This window comes from Bacillus sp. FSL W8-0848 (assembly GCF_038007805.1).
Taxonomy (GTDB): domain Bacteria; phylum Bacillota; class Bacilli; order Bacillales; family Bacillaceae; genus Bacillus; species Bacillus glycinifermentans.
This window is the reverse complement of sequence record NZ_JBBOYB010000001.1, coordinates 1,072,805-1,091,547: the sequence shown is the minus strand read 5'-3', so window position 1 is coordinate 1,091,547 and position 18,743 is coordinate 1,072,805. Positions and strand designations below refer to the sequence as shown.

The following is an 18,743-nucleotide window of genomic DNA, read 5'->3' as shown; positions in this document are numbered from 1 at the left end:
TTACTTCAGTTTTCCTGCGCCGGCCTGCTGTTCGACGATTTCAGGTACGTCACGGGCGGCGTCGATTTTCCCGTAAAGCTCAGGTTTCCAGCCTACCGATTTTTTGATTGATGCGCTGTTCGCCTCGTTATACGTGCTGACAACATCGATTTTTGAGACGCTTTCTTGGTTATTCAGCAGCGTATCTTCTTCGTATAAAGCGTCCCCTTTAAAGGCTTTCATCAGCTTCTGAGGCTTCGCTCCCTCAGGCAGTTCAAAGTAGTTGTCCTCGGCGTATATTTTCGAAGAGTATCCTACGCCCCATGAATAGTCGTAGTTGTTTTCAGTATTTTTAAAGTAGTTGTTGTAAATATGCACTTTTCCGTAGCGAACCCGCGGTGCGCGCTCCTTGATGTTTTCATACATGTTATGGTGGAATGTCACTCTCAAATGGCCGTTGTCGGCGGAATAACTGTCGCTTGAACCGACAATCGTGTTTTTATCATGTCCTGAGAACACATTATATGACACGGTCACGAAATCCGATTGTTTTTTGATATCCAGCAGTCCGTCGTGATGCTGGAATTCGCGTCCGAAATACGTTCCATTCAAGTCGTCAGGTTTGTTTCCGTCGTTGAATGAGCAATGGTCCACCCAAATATGTTCAGATGATTCTACTAAAAGGTTGTCAAATTCAGAGTTCCAGTTCCCGTCGCTCCCGTCTGTCGGATCCCAGGCTGGAAAATAGTCATAGGCATTTTCAAATTCGATATTACGGACGATGACATTTTCCGCTTTTTTGATATAAAAGCCGCCTCCAATGATTCTCGCGTCTTCCCCCAGGCCGATGATCGTCGTATTTGAACCGACGTTGATGACGACCCGCTCTTTTTGATTTTTTTCGGAGCGGGCTCTTGCTTCCTCAAGCTTTCCTGACGGCTCCTTTTTCCCCCACTTATCGGGATCATACGCTTTTAAATACTTCTCAAGGCTGTATTCGGGGTCTCGATAATCGTCATAGCCTAAAGATTTATTTTCATCATCGACATTCAGATCAATCGTTCCCTTGATATAAATGATTTTCGGCGTATCGTTGGAGCCGTTGGCACTGTTTTTTCCGCCTAACGCATCTACAAGCTCCTGACGGTTTTCCACCGTATATACTTGATCAGAGGAAGCCTCCGCCCCTCCGGTCGTACCTTCGCCGTAGGCTCCCCAGCCGTCATTCGCTCCGAGCACTTCACGCCCGTGGTCTGCCGCGTGAACGGGCACGGAAGAACTGAACGCCAGCATGGCAAGCGCGATTAAACCAAAACCTTTTTTCATTTCATACACCTCATCCAAATTTTTTCACAAAAACTAATATATTTTACAGGAATACAAATAACAACATATTTCCCTCCTATTTTTCAGTTTTTCATTTTTATTCTTTTTATGACAATCATCCCGATTAATTCGATAAAAATCTTCCTGAAAGCGTAGAAAATCAAGATAACCAGATCGGCTAGTTGTTTTTTCAGAATAATTCATCATTTGAAATCTCTTATTCAAAAAAAGTGTCGGCTCTGCCGGGTGCAAAAGAAAACCCCGTCTCTTTGTAAAAAGAGACGGGGTTGGCCGGCTTACCACGGCTTGTCCACCGCAAGGGCTTCGGCGAGAGCTTTGCTGTGCTTCCTGTGGCTTTTTCGTTCTTCAGCCCGCTGTTTGGCCGTTTGGTGGAGCATGATTTCTTCTTCGGTCTCAGGTACGACCTGCGGAACGGGCTGGGGATTTCCGTCTTTGTCTAACGCCACAAACGTTAAAAAGGAGGTGGCCGCAAGCTTGCGTTCCCCTGTGAGCAAATGCTCTTTAATCACTTTGACAAATACCTCCATAGACGTTCTTCCCACCCATGTTACGTAAGATTCGAGACAAACCGAATCCTCCTGGCCGATCGGTTCGAGAAAATCGACAGAATCCATCGATGCGGTCACCGTCCCGCATCTGGAATGCCTTGCTGCGGAAATCGAGGCGATGTCGTCAATATAGCTCATCAGCTTCCCTCCGAACAGCGTGTTGTGGTTGTTCGTATCAAGCGGAAAAACCCGGCTCGTTTTGACAACTTTCGATTCCTTGCAGTATTTTTTCTCCGGTCGATTCATGTTCCATTACTCCTTTGATGTCTTGAATGTGTTTGTGAAGTGGAATTTTCTTTATTAAACACTATTAGAATTCATTTGTCTAAAGTTTTTTATCCGGATAATCTGTAAGGTTTTCTTTCGAAAGCGTTTATTTCCTGAGCCGGGAAGGGAATAATGGCAGTATGATCGCGAGACGGGGGAGAGCATATGGATTCAGCAGTATCGAAAAAAAATGATAAAGCAAACTGCACCAGCGAATACGACATTTTGAAAAAAGTTGTGCTGTGCCGGCCGGAATATATGACGATTAAGGATGTCATCAATGAAACGCAGAAACACTTCCATGAAGAAAATATCGATATAACGATTGCCGTCCGCCAGCATGAAGCATTTGTCAAGGAATTGGAAAAGCGCGGCATCGAAGTAGTGCTGCTTCCTGCTTTAAGCCAATTTCCCGAGCAGGTTTTCACAAGGGATATCGGATTTACGATCGGGGAGACTGTTTTTACCTCCCGGCTCTCGGCTGATATCCGCCAGGGTGAGGAAACCGTGCTTCAGGAGTGGCTTTCAAAAGAAAACATCGCTTACCGTTCGTTAAACAAAGGCGATAAAATAGAGGGAGGCGACATTCTCATCGATCAGCATACCGTGTATGCCGGCATCAGCGAACGGACATCGCTTTCAGCCGTTCAGGAGCTTAAACGGCTGCTTCCTACACACGAAGTGATTCCCGTTCCATTTGAAGAAACCTTCCTTCATCTTGATTGCGTCTTCAACATTATTTATCCGCACGAAGCGCTCGTCTATCCAAAAGCGCTGGGAAAGCGCGAATACAAGGTGCTTAAAAAGCGCTACGATATGATCGAGATACCTGAGCATGAACAGTTCAGACTGGGAACAAACGTGCTTTCCATCGGAAATCAAACCGTCATCAGCCTCCCTGACAATCAGGCGGTCAACAGACAGCTAAGGTCGCGAGGTTATACGGTTATTGAAGTCGACCTGTCGGAGATTATCAAGTCAGGCGGTTCTTTCAGATGCTGTACAATGCCGCTTGAGCGGAGCTGTACGTAAGGAGGCCGATTAAAGCGGCTCCTTTTTTTCTGCCTTTCTTTTTAACCTCTTCACGCTTCCCAAATATAAATAGAGCTTATCAAGTGTAACAAGATAAAGACCGATTAACAAACCCCCTGTGAAAGCTATGATTACAGCAGGTACAATTTTCAACATGATCCTTACAGCAGGTGCTTTCAGTAAGCCTGCATACATTGCCTTTAAAAGTAAAAGGAAAAAGATGACCGGAGTCAGCAGCGCCTTTGGAACGTGAAAGTGTTGAGGCAGCATTATAAAAAGCATGATGCTTAAAATGCCATGATTGCGAAACCGGCAATTTTCAAAACAATGTTTATTCGAAAAGCTTTAAACAAAGTTTTGCTTGCAGCCTCTAACAGCCGTTTATAGTAAGGGGCTATGTTCCGTGAAGTAAGCCGTTCTTCAATTTCAAAAAAGCGGTAGTCTATTTTTGGAATAGGGTGCTTTGCAGCAAAATCTTTAACCTTTGAGCGATTGATTTCGCATCCGCTCATTTTACAGCCGTCCGGCATGGCTTCTGCATCAGAAAAAGAGTACGTGAAAGAAGCGTTTGAACTTCGTCGTTGACACCGTACGCTTGATAAGGTCCTTTAAGGCGGCAGTTTGAAATTCCCGTCTACGGGCAGCACGCTTTTGCCTCGCTTCGTTTCCTCCATTCCCGAAACGGTAAATACCCAATTATGACTGGTGGCGTTCATCATATGTATCGGGATTTTCGCATTTTTTACACTGGACTTAATGGATTGCTGTTTCATGTATAAGCAATTGTCTCTCCGACATAATCCCTTCGTGAATCGGGTAAACACATTCTTAAATTTTGGGAATGGATGAGAAAAGTATGCAACCGTATGCTGCGTTGAACCGCGAGGAGACTCGTTTTGAATCGTTTCCAACATATCTTGACAGTCTTCATCTTTAATTTCAGAGCCCTGTTTTTCCTCGAGCATGTTCTTGAGGTGAAGGTAAAATAGCGCACCAATAATTGATCCTCCCGATACGGTAGAGATTACTTCTACATGACGAAGCAGTCCCATATCGGCCATTCTTGCAAGAACGCCGATATGAAAGAATGCGGCGCAAAAACCTCCGCCAGAAAGAGCCAAACCGAGTTTACCTTTCCTTTCTTCGAGCATCATCAAGTCTCCTTATTCAACAATTTCATTATTCTTTCGGAGAACATGATTTATGCTGTTCGAAAATACTGATCCCTATCTGGCCTGTACCGTCACCTTCACATCATCGGCCTCCTTTTTCACATCCCCGTCATACAAATGGCAGGCGACGAAGTGCCCTTCCTCAGCTTCCTTCAATACGGGCTTTTCCGCAGCGCAAATGTCCATCGCAGCAGGGCACCTTGTCCTGAATACGCACCCTGTCGGCGGGTCGATCGGGCTTGGAAGCTCGCCTTTTAAAATGATTCGCTTCCGTTTGTCTTCAATATCCGGGTCAGGAATCGGAATGGCGGACAAAAGCGCCTGTGTATACGGATGAAGCGGTTCTTTATACAATCGGGCGCTCGCCGTAATTTCAACCATGTGGCCGAGATACATGACGCCGATCCGGTCGCTGATATGCTTGACCATTGAAAGATCATGGGCGATGAACAGGAAGGTCAATCCTTTTTCTTTTTGCAGGTTTTTCAGCAGATTGACCACCTGGGCTTGCACGGAAACGTCGAGTGCGGAAATCGGTTCGTCGGCTACGATGAACTCCGGCTCCAGGGCGAGCGCCCTCGCAATCCCGATTCTCTGTCTCTGGCCGCCGCTGAATTCGTGGGGATAACGATCGGCAAAGCTGCGGTGCAGGCCGACCGATTCCAGGAGCTCGTCCGCTTTTTCAAGCCGCCCCTTCCGCCCTTCGTACAGGCCGTGGATTTCCATCGGCTCAAGCATAATGTCTCTGACCGTCAGCCGCGGGTTTAATGAAGCATACGGGTCCTGAAAGATCATTTGGATTTTGCGGTTGTATTGAAACGATTCGGATTCGTCCAATGCGTGGATGTTTTTCCCCCGGTATCGAACCTCGCCTTCGGTCGGTTCGTAAAGGCGCATCAGCACCCTGCCCGTCGTCGATTTGCCGCAGCCTGATTCACCGACGAGCCCGAATGTCTCCCCTTCTTTAATTTCAAATGAAATACCGTCGACAGCTTTGACCGTTTTGCCCTTCCCGGCGTCAAAATGCATTTTCAGACGGCTGACGTTCAGCAATGTATTCTGTTTCATGCGGTTCCCCCCGTTTTTGGTGAAAAATAGCGCCGAATCGTGCACAGTTCCTTTTCATATACCGTGTCTTCGATGGATATGATTTCGATCGTTTTACCCGTCTTCGGAGAATGAAGCATCTTTCCGTTTCCGTAATAAATGCCGACATGATGCACCCGGCCGTGCCCTTCTTCATATGCAAAAAACAACAGATCTCCCGGCTCCGGCCGGCTAAACGGAACTTCTCTGCCGCCCTTTGCCTGATCACCGGCATCCCGGGGCGCAAAGCAGCCGTTTGCTTTCAGCATCGAAAACGCAAAACCTGAACAGTCATAGCCAAATCCGCTCATACCGCCCCACAGATAAGGCAGGTGCAAAAAAGCTTCTCCCGTTTGAACGATGTCTTTTCCCGAGCCTTTTTCACCGGATAGAGTGCCTGCGTCCTTTTTCCTCAGCAGCCTTGACCCCAACGGCGTGTCCACCTGATACCAGGCTCTGTCTTCCCCGAGAACGGGAAGCGACGTGAGAAAGCTTAATTCGAGCTCTCTCTGTTTCTCCTCTGTATATAAATAAGCGGTCGGCTTTCGGATGACGGCGAACGTTCCCGCCTCCGCCCGGCGTTTTTTTGCCAGACAGGCTTTCGGCATCCAGCCCGGATAGCCGCGTTCATCTTTCGCCGACGGCTGTCCAGGGATCACGATCGCTGCCCAGCCGTCCCTTTCCTCAAGTACCAGCACTTCTTCACCGAACAGCACCTGTGTTTGAATGAGATTCGCCGTACACAGCTCAAGGCGCTTCTCATATGTTAAAGAATCAAGCCAGCCTTTTACACGGACGGGCCGCGTGAGCATTGCCTGATCGATCCTCCGCGGTGCGTCAGGATTCGTCCAGACGTTCGCTACTGAAACGGCTGCCGTATACACATTCATCGTATCGCCTCCCCTTTGACGTCTGTGATGCCGAGCCCGGGTGCATCAGGAATCACAATCCTGCTGCCGGCGTAGCTGACCCCGCCTTCAACGATCTCCTCATTCAGCATCAGCGGCGCATCAAAATCAAACCTTGTCACGTTTTTTTGGCTTGCTGCAAAGTGAGCCGCCGCCGTAATGCCGAGCCTTGTTTCGATCATGCTGCCTGCCATGCACTCGACTCCGCACGCTTCTGCGATCGCATTGATTTGCAGCGCCCTCTTGATGCCGCCCGCTTTCATCAGCTTGATATTGATCAAGTCAGCGCTTCTCGTTTTCAGTACCTGAAACGCCTCCTCCGGCGAAAAGACGCTTTCATCAGCCATGATCAGCGTATCGACTGCGTCTGTCACCCGTTTTAGTCCTGCAAGATCGCCTTTATGGACGGGCTGTTCGACAAGCTCAATCTCAAGCCCTTCATCCTCCATTTTTTTGATTGCTCTGATCGCCTGTTTCGGTGTCCAGCCTTGATTCGCGTCAAGCCGGAGCTTCACGCCCGGCCCCGTCCGCCTGCGGATTTCACGGATGCGGGCAAGATCGGTCTCGATGTCGTCTTTTCCAACCTTTACTTTTAACGTGCGAAATCCGGCTTTTTCATAGCCGGCAGCGTCTTCGCCCATTTCATCCGGATCATTGACGCTGACGGTGAAATCCGTCTCCATTTCCCGCCTGTATCCTCCCAAAAATTGATACAGGGGAAGCCCGCACATCTGTGATAAACAATCGTAAACGGCCATATCAACGGCTGCCTTTGCGCTCGTATTTCCGCTTATCAGTTTGCCGATGTCGTGAAATATCGCTTCTGCCCTTAGTAAACTGCGGCCGGTCAGAGCCGGTGCGAATACTTCTTTGATCGCGCTTTCGATGCTGTCAAGGGTTTCTCCGGTAATGACGGCAGTCGGCGGCGCTTCCCCCCAGCCTGCCGCATTCTCAGCCGACATTTTCACAATAACGGCTTCTGCGGTATGTACCGTTCTGAGCGCGGTTTTAAACGGCTTTACTAGCGGAACGGCGATACGGTATGTATGAATTCCCGTAATTTTCATGGCGGCCTCCTTTAAAAAACTCCCGGTTCGATGACGAGCTGCTTTTTATCGGCATCAAGCACGCCTTCCGCTCCGACCGGAATGGCAATGTTCGGAGAAGAGTGACCGATCTTAAAGCCGGACAGCGCCGGTTTTCCTTCCGGGACGATATAATCTTGAATAATGTCCTTCAACGTCAGCGACTCATCGCGCTTTTTCGGAATGCAGTCATGAAAATCGCACAGCAGAAAGCCTGCGGCATCGGACAATTTCCCGGCCATTTTCAAATGATTGAGCATCCTGTCAATTCTATAAGGCTCTTCATCGATATCTTCAATAAACAAAAGCTTCTCTCTTGTATCGATTTCAAACGGCGTGCCGAGGGTCGTCACGAGGAGTGCGAGGTTTCCGCCGGTCAGTCCGCCTTTCGCTTTTCCTTTGACGATTGTCTCTAAAGGCGACACGTCTTCGGTCAGGCTGAGCGTCATGCTATGAAACAGCTGCTGAAATGACCGCTTTGTCAGCGGGTGGACGTCTTCCTTTCCGATGTCAGAGCTTAACATCGGGCCGTGGAATGTGATCATGCCGGTGCATTGCTGGATGGCAATATGTAAAAAGGTGATGTCAGAGTAGCCCCAAAAAATTTTCGGATGGTTTCTGATGATGTCATAATCAATCCGCTCGGCGATCCGCCCCGTGCCATACCCTCCGCACGCACAAATGACCGCTTTTACGTCAGGGTCTTGGAACATTTCGTGCAAGTCGTTGACGCGCTCTTCATCCGTTCCCGCCAAATAGCCGCACCTTTTGCCGACGGCGCGGCCGAGTTTGACGCGGAGCCCAAGCTCTTTTAAATATTCGACGGCTTTATCGAGCCGATCTGCGACGGGCGGGCTGGCGGGAGCGATCACTCCGACCGCATCCCCTCTCTCCAGTTTGCAAGGTGCTATTTTCAATGCAAAATCCCCCTTTGTCAAAAAACCGCCCGAAAACTGTGCGAAGAGCGCACATGAATGCCCCGGGCGGACGCTTTTTTAGATTACGTTTTTTCGGCCCATTTCAATTCGATATAGCCGACAGGATGGCGGATGATGCCCTTTACATTTTCCTTTTCCAAATGAACCTGATTATAGAAATAGACCGGAATGATCGGCATGCCTTCAAACAGCAGTTTTTCCGCCTCGTGCAGCAGTTTATTGCGCTTTGTTTCATCAGCTTCTTGTTTCGCCGCTTTAATCAGCTGATCATACGCTTTGCTGCTCCAGCCGGTCCTGTTCATCGAATTGCCGGTTTGAAAGCTTTCCAGAAAGTTGATCGGGTCCGCATAATCAGGCAAAAAAGAGCTTTGGGAAAATTGAAATTTGAGCGCTTTTTGCTCTTCAAGGAACGTGTTCCATTCCATATTGGCCAGCTTCACGCTTACGTCCAATACGCTTTTCAGCTTTTGCTGAATCGCTTCGGCCATCTTTTTATGTTCGGGCTTTGTGCTGTATGTCAGCGTAACATCCGGAAGCTTCTCATAATGCTCTTCCTTCATTCCTTTTTCAAGGAGCTTTTTCGCTTCTTCAGCGTTAAATGTGACTAAATCCCCGCCTTCCTCGCGAAAATCCTTGCCGTTTGATCCTTTCAAGCCTGGCGAGACGAAGGCGCGCGCAGGTTTTTCGCCGTTTTTCGTGACGTAGTCGACGATTTCCTGCTGGTCAACGGCTATCGCGAACGCTTTTCTAATGTTCTCGTTTTGGAAAGGCTCCATATTGACATTGAATCTGTAAAAATAAAGGCCGGCCTGGTCAAACACCTTCACCTCGTCAGATCCCATCAGCTTTTCGCTCATCTCCGCCGGCACATAAGCTGTGTCAAGCTCGCCTGACTCAAACATTTGATAATCGGTATTTCTGTCACTGACCATCGCCCATGTGACTTTATCGAGCTTGACGGTATCCTTATCCCAATACGTATCGCTTTTTTCCATCGTCAGGCTTTCATCATGCTTCCACTCCGTCAGTTGAAACGGCCCGTTCCCGACGAATGTGTCAGCTTCTTCATGCCATTTCGGGTTTTCTTCGGCTATTTTCTTGTTGACGGGGAAAAAGGCCGGGTTTGAGACGATGCTTAAAAACGATTTTTGCGGGCTTGTCAGTGTGACTTTAAGCGTTTTGTCGTCAACGGCTGTAACCTTGACATCGTCCTTTGAGCCCTTTCCGCTGTTAAACGCTTCACCGCCCTCGATAACATATCCTAAAAACGCGGCGGATGAACCGGTTTTCGGATCGAGCAGACGCTTCCAGGCGTATTCGAAATCGCCTGCTGTCAACGGATCGCCATTTGACCATTTCGCCTGCTCGCGGATTGTAAAAGTATATGTCTTTCCGTCATCGGAAATGTTCCATTTTTCGGCTGAAGCAGCCTCAGGCTCATGATCTGAGCCAAGCCGGGTGAGCCCTTCCATCAGGTTATTCAGCGCCTGCCATGACACATTATCAAAGCCGATCGGCGGGTCGAATGACGTCGGCTCATTTTCATTGTTCAGCTTTAGCACCTGTTCTTTTTCCGCATGGTTACCTTTTCCCCCTGCACCCTGTCCTGCCTGTTCATTGGCCGTACATCCGAACAGCATGATGAAACCAACTATGACGATCAAACTGCTCCACCATCTTTTCATCAAATCCCCCCGTTTCATTTGTTAAGACGAAAGTATAGCCCGCTTCGCCCGTTCATCCTGAAGCCAGCAGCATACGTCATGCCCCGCCGACACCTCTGTTTTCACCGGATAGACCCTTTCGCAAACCTCCATGGCGTACCCGCAGCGGGCGGTAAACGGACAGCCTTCAGGCGGGGAAAACAAATCCGGCGGCGTCCCGTCGATCGGAACGAGGTCTGCATCATCAAGGTCAAGCCTCGGCACGGATTTCAGCAGCCCTTTTGTGTACGGGTGCTGAGGCCGATAAAAAATGTCGGCTCTCGTTCCCGTCTCCGCGATTTTCCCCGCATACATAACCGCGATTCTGTCAGCCGTCTGTGCGACAACGCCTAAATCATGGGTAATTAAAATGATCGCCACCCCGGTTTTCTGCTGAATGTCTTTAAACAGCTCAAGGATCTGCGCCTGAATGGTGACATCAAGCGCCGTTGTCGGTTCATCGGCGATCAGGATCTCGGGTTCGCAAATCAGCGCCATCGCGATCACGATCCTCTGCCTCATCCCTCCGCTGAATTGGTGCGGATACTGCTTTAAGCGCTCTGTCGGATTCGGAATTCCGACGAGCTCAAGCATCGAGATCACGGCTTTTTTCGCTTCCTCTTTCGTAACGTCCCGGTGCTGAAGGATCGCCTCTGTCAACTGATCGCCGACGGTCAAAGTCGGATTGAGCGCCGTCATCGGGTCCTGGAAGATCAGCGAGATTTCCGCCCCCCGTATCGCCCTCATCTCCTTTTCAGGCAGATGGCGCAGGTCTTTTCCTTTAAAGCGAATCGAACCGTCCTTGATCACGGCCGAATGCTTCGGCAACAGCTGCATGATGCTTTGCGATGTGACGCTTTTGCCGCACCCTGACTCACCGACGATCGCAAACGTTTCACCTTTATATAAATCAAAACTTACGCCGCGGACGGCTTTGACCGTCCCGCCGTATGTCGAAAACGAAACATGCAGGTTATCGACTTCCAATATTTTTTTCTGCAATCGTCATGACCTCCTCAGCTTCGGATCAAGTGCATCCTGAAGGCCGTCCCCAAGAACGTTGAAGGCGAACATCGTCAACGAAATAAAGAAAGCCGGGAAGAACAGCCGCCACCAATGTCCTGACAAAATCACCGGCAAACCGTCGTTTGCCATAACGCCCCAACTGGCGAACGGAGCTTGAATTCCAAGGCCTAGAAAGCTTAAAAAAGCTTCGGCAAATATGGCCGACGGCACCGTCAGCGTCATCTGAACGATGATCGTCCCCATCATGTTCGGAAGCAGATTCCTTCTGATGATCCGCATCGTGTCCGCCCCAAACGTTTTCGATGCGAGAACGTGTTCATCATGCTTGACCTTCAGCACCTGTCCCCTGACGATCCGGGCCATCCCGACCCAGCCGGTGACGGTCAGCGCGACGAGAATCGTTCCGAGCCCTGGTCCCATCAGGACCATTAACAGGATGACAACGAGTAAATACGGGAGACCGTGAAGGACTTCGATGACCCGCATCATGATATGGTCGGTTTTGCCGCCTTTAAGCCCGGCAATTCCGCCGTAAACGACGCCAATTGCAAAATCGATCAAAGCCGCCATTACACCGACAAAAAGAGAAATTCTGGCTCCGTACCATGTTCTTGTAAAAACGTCGCGGCCGAGCTCGTCCGTTCCGAACCAATTCTCTCCGGACGGAGGAAGGTTTTGCTGTGAGAGTGATTGCTGTGTAACGCTGTGCGGAGACAAGACGGGTCCGAGAGCCGCCATGATGAAGAGGAATATTAAAATCCCTAGACCGGTCATCGCAAGCTTGTTTTTTCTTAAAATCCGCCAGGCGTTCTGCCAGTATGAAAGGCTCGGCCTTACGACAGATTCGCTTTCGCCTTTTTCCTGTTTTTTCGGAACGAACCATTCGTTCGGGATATGCCCGCCCGGCGGAGCTTTATGTTCCGTGCGAACTGGGAGGCTCATATGTCTCACCCTTTCTTATGCAGTTTAATGCGCGGATCGAGAATTCCGTAGGCCATGTCGACTAAAAACAGCATAACGATGAGGATGATACTGTAAAAAACGGTGGTTCCCATTATGACGGGATAATCGCGGGAGTTGATGCTTTCGACGAAGTATTTTCCCATTCCCGGAATGGCGAAGATTTTTTCGATGACGAAGCTGCCTGTTAAAATCGCGGCTGAGAGCGTCCCGAGAATCGTAATGACGGGCATGAGCGCGTTTTTCAGCGCATGCTTGACGACGATTTTAAAAGGAGAAAGCCCCTTCGCCCTCGCCGTCCGGATGTAATCCTGGGTCAACACCTCAATCATGCTGGAACGCGTCAGCCTGGCGATGATCGCCATCGGCCCCATGGCCAAAGCGGCTGTCGGGAGCACCATGTGCATCGGGCTCGTCCATGTCGACGGCGGGAAGATGTTCCAATTGACGGCAAATTGTTGAATCAGCATAGTTGCCATAATAAAATTCGGAACGGAAATTCCGAGGACGGCGAGCGTCATCGCCAAGTAATCGATGATCCCGTTTTGCCGAAGCGCCGCGAAGATGCCGAGGACGACGCCTGACAAAATTGCGATCACAAGCGCCGTCATCCCCAGTTCAAACGAAACGGGGAAGCCTCTTGCCAGCAAATCGTTTACGCTCTGCGACGGCTGTTTGATCGACGGGCCGAAATCAAACGTGACGATCGATTTCAAATAAAACAAATATTGAACAAAGAGAGGCTCGTCCAAATGGTAGTAAGCCTCAAGGTTTTGCTGCACCGCTTCATTTGTAGTCCGCTCTTCATTAAAAGGAGAGCCGGGTATCACTTTCATCATCACAAAGGTGAGCGTCGTAATCACCAAAATGGTCGCCACCATCGAGAGCAGCCGCTTGATGATGTAACCCGCCATTTTTCATCACACCTTCCTATGAAAATGTCGTCCTCATCGCAAGCTCTGTCATCACAAGCATCGCCTGGTAAGCTTCCAAAATGTCCTTTGCTTCATAGCGGACGATTGTCGTTCCCGGCTTGATGTCGGTGCCAGGCATCAAGTTCGCCCATTCCGCCTGACCGTAGTTGGCAAATTCGATGCTCAGCACCGGCCTGTCGGGAGGCGTGAGCGGTTTGATTTTATCCTTGTTCCTGAGCGCAAAGGCCGTCTGCTCTTTTAAAAGCTGCCCCGCTTTCTCCGGCGTCAGACATTTGACAGCCGAGCGGGAAATCGTCTCTTTGACGGCGGCCGTCGCCACGTTCGGTATGAGCTCCTCCGCTTCGAGCGCCGCCTGTTTGTCACCTGCCACCATCAGCACCGGAACGCCGTAATAGCCCGCGACATAGGCGTTAAATCCGAGCTCGCCGACGGGCCGATCGTTTATGTAAAAATGCCTGACGCCGAAGATCATGCTGTGCGACATGACGCCTTTCATCGACGCCCTTGCGTGGTAACCGACAAAAATCGCCCCACCGCACGTGTCATCAAGCCCCTGCACCATCGAAAACGGCTTGACATCCCCTGAGATCAGCTGTGCTTCAGGATGAAGCCGTTCGATGAGAAGATTGTTCATCTTCGAATGGCTGTCATTGACAAGCACTTCAGAACAGCCGTTTTTAAACGCTTCTTCTATGACGTAATTGGCTTCATCCGTCATTATCGCTCTGCCCCGTTCATAGTTCAGCTTGCTGGAATCGACAAACGTATCATCCGGAAGCCCGGAAATCCCTTCCATGTCAACAGACATATACAGCTTCATCAAAACCCCCCTGACAAATCTCTCAAATTTTGTATTATTTTAAGAATATTCTAACAAATTATATTAGAATTTTAATAGAATTGCAATAACTATTGTCAATTTTAGAAATTAAAGATCATAATGGAAAAGTGTAGAAATATGTCGAGTGACAATTAAAAGAGGCTGCGTACAGGCAGCCTCTCATTCATGAATCCCATTTTTCCGGCGGTTAACCGCTTCGTTTATTTCCTTGTATTTCTCCATCGTTCTGACAAATACCTCGTCAAACATCTGCGGTGCCGCCTTCCGGATCACATCTGCCCCTTCGGCGGTGATGCCTCCTTTTGTCGCCACCCTTTGAAGCGTTTCTTCAAACGTCATTTGTTTTTCCAGTAACAGTTTTCCCGTGCCGACTAAAGAATGGATCAGAAAGTCAAATGCTTCTTCCTTTGTCAAGCTGCTGTTCCTGAGTGCAGCCTGGGCGAATTCTTCAAATATCGAAGCAATGAATCCTGGCGATGAGCTTGTTAAATTACTTGCGGCATCGATATCTGCTTCACGGATGTTTTTCACCGTACTAAATAAAGAGAGATATTCTTCGAGCCGTTTTTTGTTGTCTTCTGTCACCCGTTCCCCGTGAACGACAAGTGAAATACCGGTACCCGTCTCAGATGTCAAAGTCGGTATGTATCTTGATACTTGCCGGTCTGTCCATTCGTGTAGCCGACTGATCGTAACCGCAGCGGCAATCGATACGATATGCGCATCCTTTCGGAAAAAGGGGCTGATTTTTGTGACCGCTTCTTCGACAGCCAAAGGTGGAACGCATATGAAGATAAGACCGCATTCTTTTGCCAGCTCTTCAGCCGATTGGAAGGAAACGTTCGGATAGCGTTTCGTTAGTTCTTCCGCTCGGCTGCCGATCGTCCTTGTATTTACTGACACCATATGATCATCAATTTTTCCTTGTTCAAGCAGTTTGGACGCAATCATGTCTGCCATGCTCCCAAACCCGATAAAACCGATTTTATTCAACGTATAACACCTCAGGGAATTTTTTGTACACAATCCGTCAGGCGGCCCTCCTTCTATATTACCCTGTTTCTTTTACAATTTCCCACAATCTTTTCATGTTTATCCCACACTCTTTGTTTATGATGTATGCATCAAAGGTTATGATAACAATAGGAGCGTGGAGAACATGGAATACAATAGGGAAAACAAACGTGAACCCAAAAATGAAATCATCATCCCTGAACATCAGGCTAGTCACACTGTCAATCGTGCGGAACAGCAAAAACGAAAACTTTCTTGGCTGACGCCGATCATCAGCGGCATCATCGGAGGAAGCCTTGTCCTCGGCGTCACGACGTTTCAGCACAGCGGGACTGAGAAAACGACATCGGCCGCGCAAACACAAGCGACGGAAACGACGACATCTTCCTCGCAAAATACGAAAACCGAAAAGCTGTCAAGCTCAAGCTCGACAGATGTGTCAACAATGGTCGAAAATGTATCTCCGGCCATCGTCGGCATCTCAAATTATCAAAAACAGTCGCAGAGCGACATGTTCGGCTTTGAAAGCAGCGAAAACAGAACAACCAGCGGAAGCAGCAGCGGCAGCTCAAGCGAAGAGGAAACAGGCACAGGATCAGGCGTCATTTATAAAAAAGCAAACGGAAAAGCTTATATTATTACAAACAACCACGTTGTCGAGGGCGCGAGCAAGCTGACGGTTTCCCTTTCAAACGGAAAAGAAGTGGAAGGCAAGCTGATCGGCAGCGATTCATTGACAGATCTTGCTGTGGTGGAAATTTCTGCGGCTAACGTTGAAAAAGTCGCAACGTTCGGCGACTCCTCAAGCCTGAAAGCGGGCGAACAGGTCGTCGCGATCGGGAACCCGCTCGGCAAAGACCTTTCCCGCACCGTGACGCAAGGAATCATCAGCGGCGTAAACCGGACCGTTTCCGTCGATACGTCAGCTGGCGAAACCGAGATGAACGTCATTCAGACGGATGCGGCGATCAATCCGGGCAACAGCGGAGGAGCCCTGCTCAATAAAAAAGGCGAAGTGATCGGCATTAACAGCATGAAAATCAGCGAAACCGGCGTTGAAGGAATCGGGTTTGCGATTCCGAGCAATGACGTCAAGCCGATTGCAGAACAACTCTTGTCAAAAGGAAAAATCGAACGTCCGTATATCGGCATCAGCATGATGGATCTCAGCCAGGTTCCTGAAAACTATCAAACAGGCACGCTCGGGCTGCCCAGCAACCAATTAAACAAAGGCATCTACATCGGTCAGGTCGCGTCAGGATCTCCTGCTGAAAAAGCGGGTCTAAAAGAAAATGATGTCATCATCAGCCTGAATGGCAAGGAAACCGATTCTGGAAGCAGCCTTCGCAGCATCCTATACAAAAATACGAAAATCGGCGAAACGGTGAAAGTGACGATTATCAGAAACGGCAAAACGATGACAAAACAAGTGAAACTTGATCAAAAAGAAGTAACCTCTTCTTAATTGAATACGCATCCCCCTGGGCTGCCGGAATTACCGGCGGCCTTTTTGCATAACAAAAAAACCAAGGCCCGAACAAGGCCTTGATTTCCAGGCTGTCGAGAAAATCGACAGCCTGAAGCCCAGCTCTTTTAAGCTGGGCTTTTGTGATTATAGAATTAAAGGATGTTTTGGCGAGAAAAAGGTTAATTTACCTTTTTTGATGATAGAATAGTATGAAAATGCACAAATAAGGAGGATTTTAAGAAAAAGAAAGTTTTATTTATTGGAGTGCCAATTGTGGCAATCCTTGCAATCATTTTATTTATTTCAGGCAGATCCCCTGAACCTTCATATCTCGCAAAAGAATTTGAAGAGAAAATTAAGCAAGAAGATGCTAAAGGATTATTGAAACTTGTTAAAGTTGACAATGGAACGAAGTGGGAAGAAAAGGATGCTGAAAGTATAATCAAGTATTTAAAAGATGATGAATCTGATTATAAAAATCAAATCATGCTTTTAAATGCACAGGCCAGCTACTATGAGTCAGACGGAAAAGCAAGTAATATCATTTCACAACAATACCCAGGTGAAAGCATATCTAATATTGGCCCTTTTTATATTGCAAAAGAAAAAGGAATCTTTGGGGACGATAAATACGTTTTAAAAGCGCGTAGCTATAAATTAGAAGTACATGCAGCCAAAGGAGCAGATGTTACCTTTAACGGTGAAACAATTGATATGCAGGGGAAGGACTCAAAGGAACTTGGGGTATTCGGACCTGGGGTATACACCATTAAAGGCAGTAAAAAATTCGATTATACAACAGTTGATGATAAAGCGGAAGTGACTCTATTCGATCCCAAAGATTTTGAGGCGACAGCAAGTCTTGATTTTAGTGGAGAAACCGTTTCGGTCAATTCTGATATCCCTAATACAAAGATTCTAGTCAATGGAAAAGAATCTGGAGAAACCATTTCGGAAAATACAGATTTCGGTCCTGTTAAAGATGGGATTAAACTTCAAGGGGTTGCAGATTTTCCTTGGGGCGAAGGAAAAAGTGAGACCGTAACAGTCAATTCGGCGACTAACGAAGAATATAATCTTACGCCAAAGCCGATTGTCAATAATGACATGGAAGAGAATTTAAAATCATTGATTAATGATTTTGCTAAAAATAGAAACGAAGCAAAAGTGAAAAAGGATGCAAATAAGCTCAAAAATGTTTCAGACAGTTTGAAGAAAAGCTACATAGAAGTGATCAAGAATTATGACAAAAAGAATTACTATGAAGGGAAAGCCTTGGGTACTCGCATTGACTTTTCCAAGGTGACTTATGAAAACGGCAGCGGGGGGAAACAGTTACTCCATGTTCCCGTGGAATTTCATCTGAAATCCAGAGAAGTTTATGAGTTTATTGATTCAGAACTTGAAGAAAATTTCGATGAAGAAATCCTAACTTTACAGTACGATGAACAGAAAAAAAGCTGGTTTATTGACAGTGAAAAGGATGATTATGAGTCATCGAGTGATGATTATATGGTAAGTAAAGACGTAGCAAAAACGACTTTTTAAGGTGATTAGCCCTTCATAAATGAAGGGCTAATCTCTTTTTCTTTGCTTGTTTTTTTGTTTTTCTCTTTTGAGTTTGTCTTTTTCTTCCCGATAAAACTCATGAAACATCTTCATTAAAACGAGTTTTTCAATCCTAGAAACATAACTGCGTGAGATCCCCAGTTCCTTTGCAATTTCTTTTTGTGTTTTTTCTTTTTTTAAATTAAGTTCAAACCTTCCGAATATAACTTGTTTTTCACGCTCATCTAAAGATGTGTCTTTTTATATTGTGTAATTCCAGATTTAACTGGATTGTGTCGATAACATCCTCATTTTCAGATTTCAGCACATTAATCAGTGAAATTTCATTTCCTTCTTGGTCTTGGCCGATGGGTTCGTGTAATGAAACATCCTTTTGAGTTTTCTTCCGAGTTCTCAAATGCATCAGGATTTCATTCTCTACACATCAAGCTGCATAGGTGGCAAGCTTAGTTCCTTATAATCAGGGGAATAGCTTTCAATCGCTTTAATTAATCCAATGGTTCCAATAGAAATCAAATCCTCCTGATCTTCTTTTGTATTCTCGAATTTTTTAACAATGTGGGCTACTAATCGAAGGTTGTGCTCAATCAACATATTCCTTGCGTTTTCATCCCCTTGGGCCATTAATTCTAAGTATTTTTTTCGTCGCTCTTTGACAGCGGTTGCGGAAATGCATTGTTTTTGACATATGATACTAAAAAAACAAGCTCCTTGAGAATAAAGCTCAGTGCACCAAAAACAGCAGACATTTTAGCACCCCCAAAAATTTAGACAGACGCGTACATCAATGTATGCCAAATTAAAACAGTCCGTGTCTGTACAAATGAAAGTTTTTTAGGTATATGTGTTGTTTGGTTTTATTAAT

General features: G+C 47.4%; 17 protein-coding genes and 1 pseudogene. 3 read left to right on the top strand and 15 right to left on the bottom strand.

Annotated elements, in window-relative coordinates; all coding sequences use genetic code 11:
• Both NSQ39_RS05825 and NSQ39_RS05820 read right to left on the bottom strand, forming a co-directional pair.
• Entirely contained in the window at nt 1–1,305 is a 1,305-nt protein-coding gene (locus NSQ39_RS05825; protein ID WP_341014389.1) for a pectate lyase family protein, read from the bottom strand.
• A 296-nt stretch (nt 1,306–1,601) separates the two neighbouring features.
• A complete protein-coding gene (locus tag NSQ39_RS05820; RefSeq protein ID WP_048354409.1) occupies nt 1,602–2,120 on the bottom strand; it encodes an acyl-CoA thioesterase in 519 nt (172 codons plus the stop codon).
• A gap of 186 nt (nt 2,121–2,306) precedes the next feature.
• On the opposite strand from NSQ39_RS05820, the gene NSQ39_RS05815 reads away from it, so the two are divergent.
• Nucleotides 2,307–3,173, top strand: coding sequence for a dimethylarginine dimethylaminohydrolase family protein (locus NSQ39_RS05815; RefSeq protein WP_175076282.1), 867 nt, complete (start codon nt 2,307–2,309; stop codon nt 3,171–3,173).
• A 287-nt stretch (nt 3,174–3,460) separates the two neighbouring features.
• Here the strand turns inward: NSQ39_RS05815 and NSQ39_RS05810 are convergent, their stop codons facing one another.
• The 12 genes from NSQ39_RS05810 to proG all read right to left on the bottom strand — a co-directional run bounded on the left by NSQ39_RS05810 (nt 3,461) and on the right by proG (nt 14,820).
• Nucleotides 3,461–3,685: a hypothetical protein gene (locus tag NSQ39_RS05810; protein ID WP_175076283.1), complete on the bottom strand. Its 225-nt coding sequence runs from the start codon at nt 3,683–3,685 to the stop codon at nt 3,461–3,463.
• 96 nt (nt 3,686–3,781) lie between these two features.
• Nucleotides 3,782–4,327, bottom strand: coding sequence for a patatin-like phospholipase family protein (locus NSQ39_RS05805; protein WP_202049323.1), 546 nt, complete (start codon nt 4,325–4,327; stop codon nt 3,782–3,784).
• A gap of 72 nt (nt 4,328–4,399) precedes the next feature.
• Nucleotides 4,400–5,413 (bottom strand): ABC transporter ATP-binding protein, encoded by a 1,014-nt coding sequence (locus tag NSQ39_RS05800; RefSeq protein WP_175076284.1) that lies wholly within the window; start codon nt 5,411–5,413, stop codon nt 4,400–4,402.
• Nucleotides 5,410–6,321, bottom strand: a complete 912-nt coding sequence (locus tag NSQ39_RS05795; protein WP_175076285.1) for a C40 family peptidase — start codon at nt 6,319–6,321, stop codon at nt 5,410–5,412. Before NSQ39_RS05795 ends, NSQ39_RS05800 begins: the two co-directional genes overlap by 4 nt.
• The gene (locus NSQ39_RS05790; protein ID WP_175076286.1) at nt 6,318–7,406 is read right to left on the bottom strand and encodes a dipeptide epimerase; all 1,089 of its coding nucleotides are present in this window, start codon (nt 7,404–7,406) and stop codon (nt 6,318–6,320) included. Before NSQ39_RS05790 ends, NSQ39_RS05795 begins: the two co-directional genes overlap by 4 nt.
• A gap of 11 nt (nt 7,407–7,417) precedes the next feature.
• Nucleotides 7,418–8,341: a S66 peptidase family protein gene (locus NSQ39_RS05785; RefSeq protein ID WP_175076287.1), complete on the bottom strand. Its 924-nt coding sequence runs from the start codon at nt 8,339–8,341 to the stop codon at nt 7,418–7,420.
• An 83-nt stretch (nt 8,342–8,424) separates the two neighbouring features.
• Nucleotides 8,425–10,065 carry a peptide ABC transporter substrate-binding protein gene (locus NSQ39_RS05780; protein WP_175076288.1) on the bottom strand — a complete coding sequence of 547 codons (1,641 nt, stop codon included), beginning with the start codon at nt 10,063–10,065 and terminating at the stop codon, nt 8,425–8,427.
• A gap of 3 nt (nt 10,066–10,068) precedes the next feature.
• A complete protein-coding gene (locus NSQ39_RS05775; protein WP_175076289.1) occupies nt 10,069–11,067 on the bottom strand; it encodes an ABC transporter ATP-binding protein in 999 nt (332 codons plus the stop codon).
• Nucleotides 11,068–11,070: 3 nt separating this feature from the next.
• Nucleotides 11,071–12,033 (bottom strand): ABC transporter permease, encoded by a 963-nt coding sequence (locus NSQ39_RS05770; RefSeq protein ID WP_048354413.1) that lies wholly within the window; start codon nt 12,031–12,033, stop codon nt 11,071–11,073.
• A 5-nt stretch (nt 12,034–12,038) separates the two neighbouring features.
• Nucleotides 12,039–12,965 carry an ABC transporter permease gene (locus NSQ39_RS05765; protein WP_048354414.1) on the bottom strand — a complete coding sequence of 309 codons (927 nt, stop codon included), beginning with the start codon at nt 12,963–12,965 and terminating at the stop codon, nt 12,039–12,041.
• A 16-nt stretch (nt 12,966–12,981) separates the two neighbouring features.
• Nucleotides 12,982–13,806 (bottom strand): M55 family metallopeptidase, encoded by an 825-nt coding sequence (locus tag NSQ39_RS05760; RefSeq protein WP_175076290.1) that lies wholly within the window; start codon nt 13,804–13,806, stop codon nt 12,982–12,984.
• Between the two features lie 180 nt (nt 13,807–13,986).
• Nucleotides 13,987–14,820, bottom strand: coding sequence for a pyrroline-5-carboxylate reductase ProG (gene proG / locus NSQ39_RS05755; protein ID WP_175076291.1), 834 nt, complete (start codon nt 14,818–14,820; stop codon nt 13,987–13,989).
• Between the two features lie 166 nt (nt 14,821–14,986).
• Between proG and NSQ39_RS05750 the strand changes: the two genes are divergently transcribed.
• Nucleotides 14,987–16,306: a S1C family serine protease gene (locus NSQ39_RS05750; protein WP_175076292.1), complete on the top strand. Its 1,320-nt coding sequence runs from the start codon at nt 14,987–14,989 to the stop codon at nt 16,304–16,306.
• Nucleotides 16,307–16,582: 276 nt separating this feature from the next.
• Nucleotides 16,583–17,857 carry a TcaA 3rd/4th domain-containing protein gene (locus NSQ39_RS05745; RefSeq protein WP_236809701.1) on the top strand — a complete coding sequence of 425 codons (1,275 nt, stop codon included), beginning with the start codon at nt 16,583–16,585 and terminating at the stop codon, nt 17,855–17,857.
• A gap of 27 nt (nt 17,858–17,884) precedes the next feature.
• Here NSQ39_RS05745 and sigK read toward each other — a convergent pair.
• Nucleotides 17,885–18,627: pseudogene (gene sigK, locus NSQ39_RS05740) on the bottom strand (RNA polymerase sporulation sigma factor SigK).
• Nucleotides 18,628–18,743 lie beyond the last annotated feature (116 nt).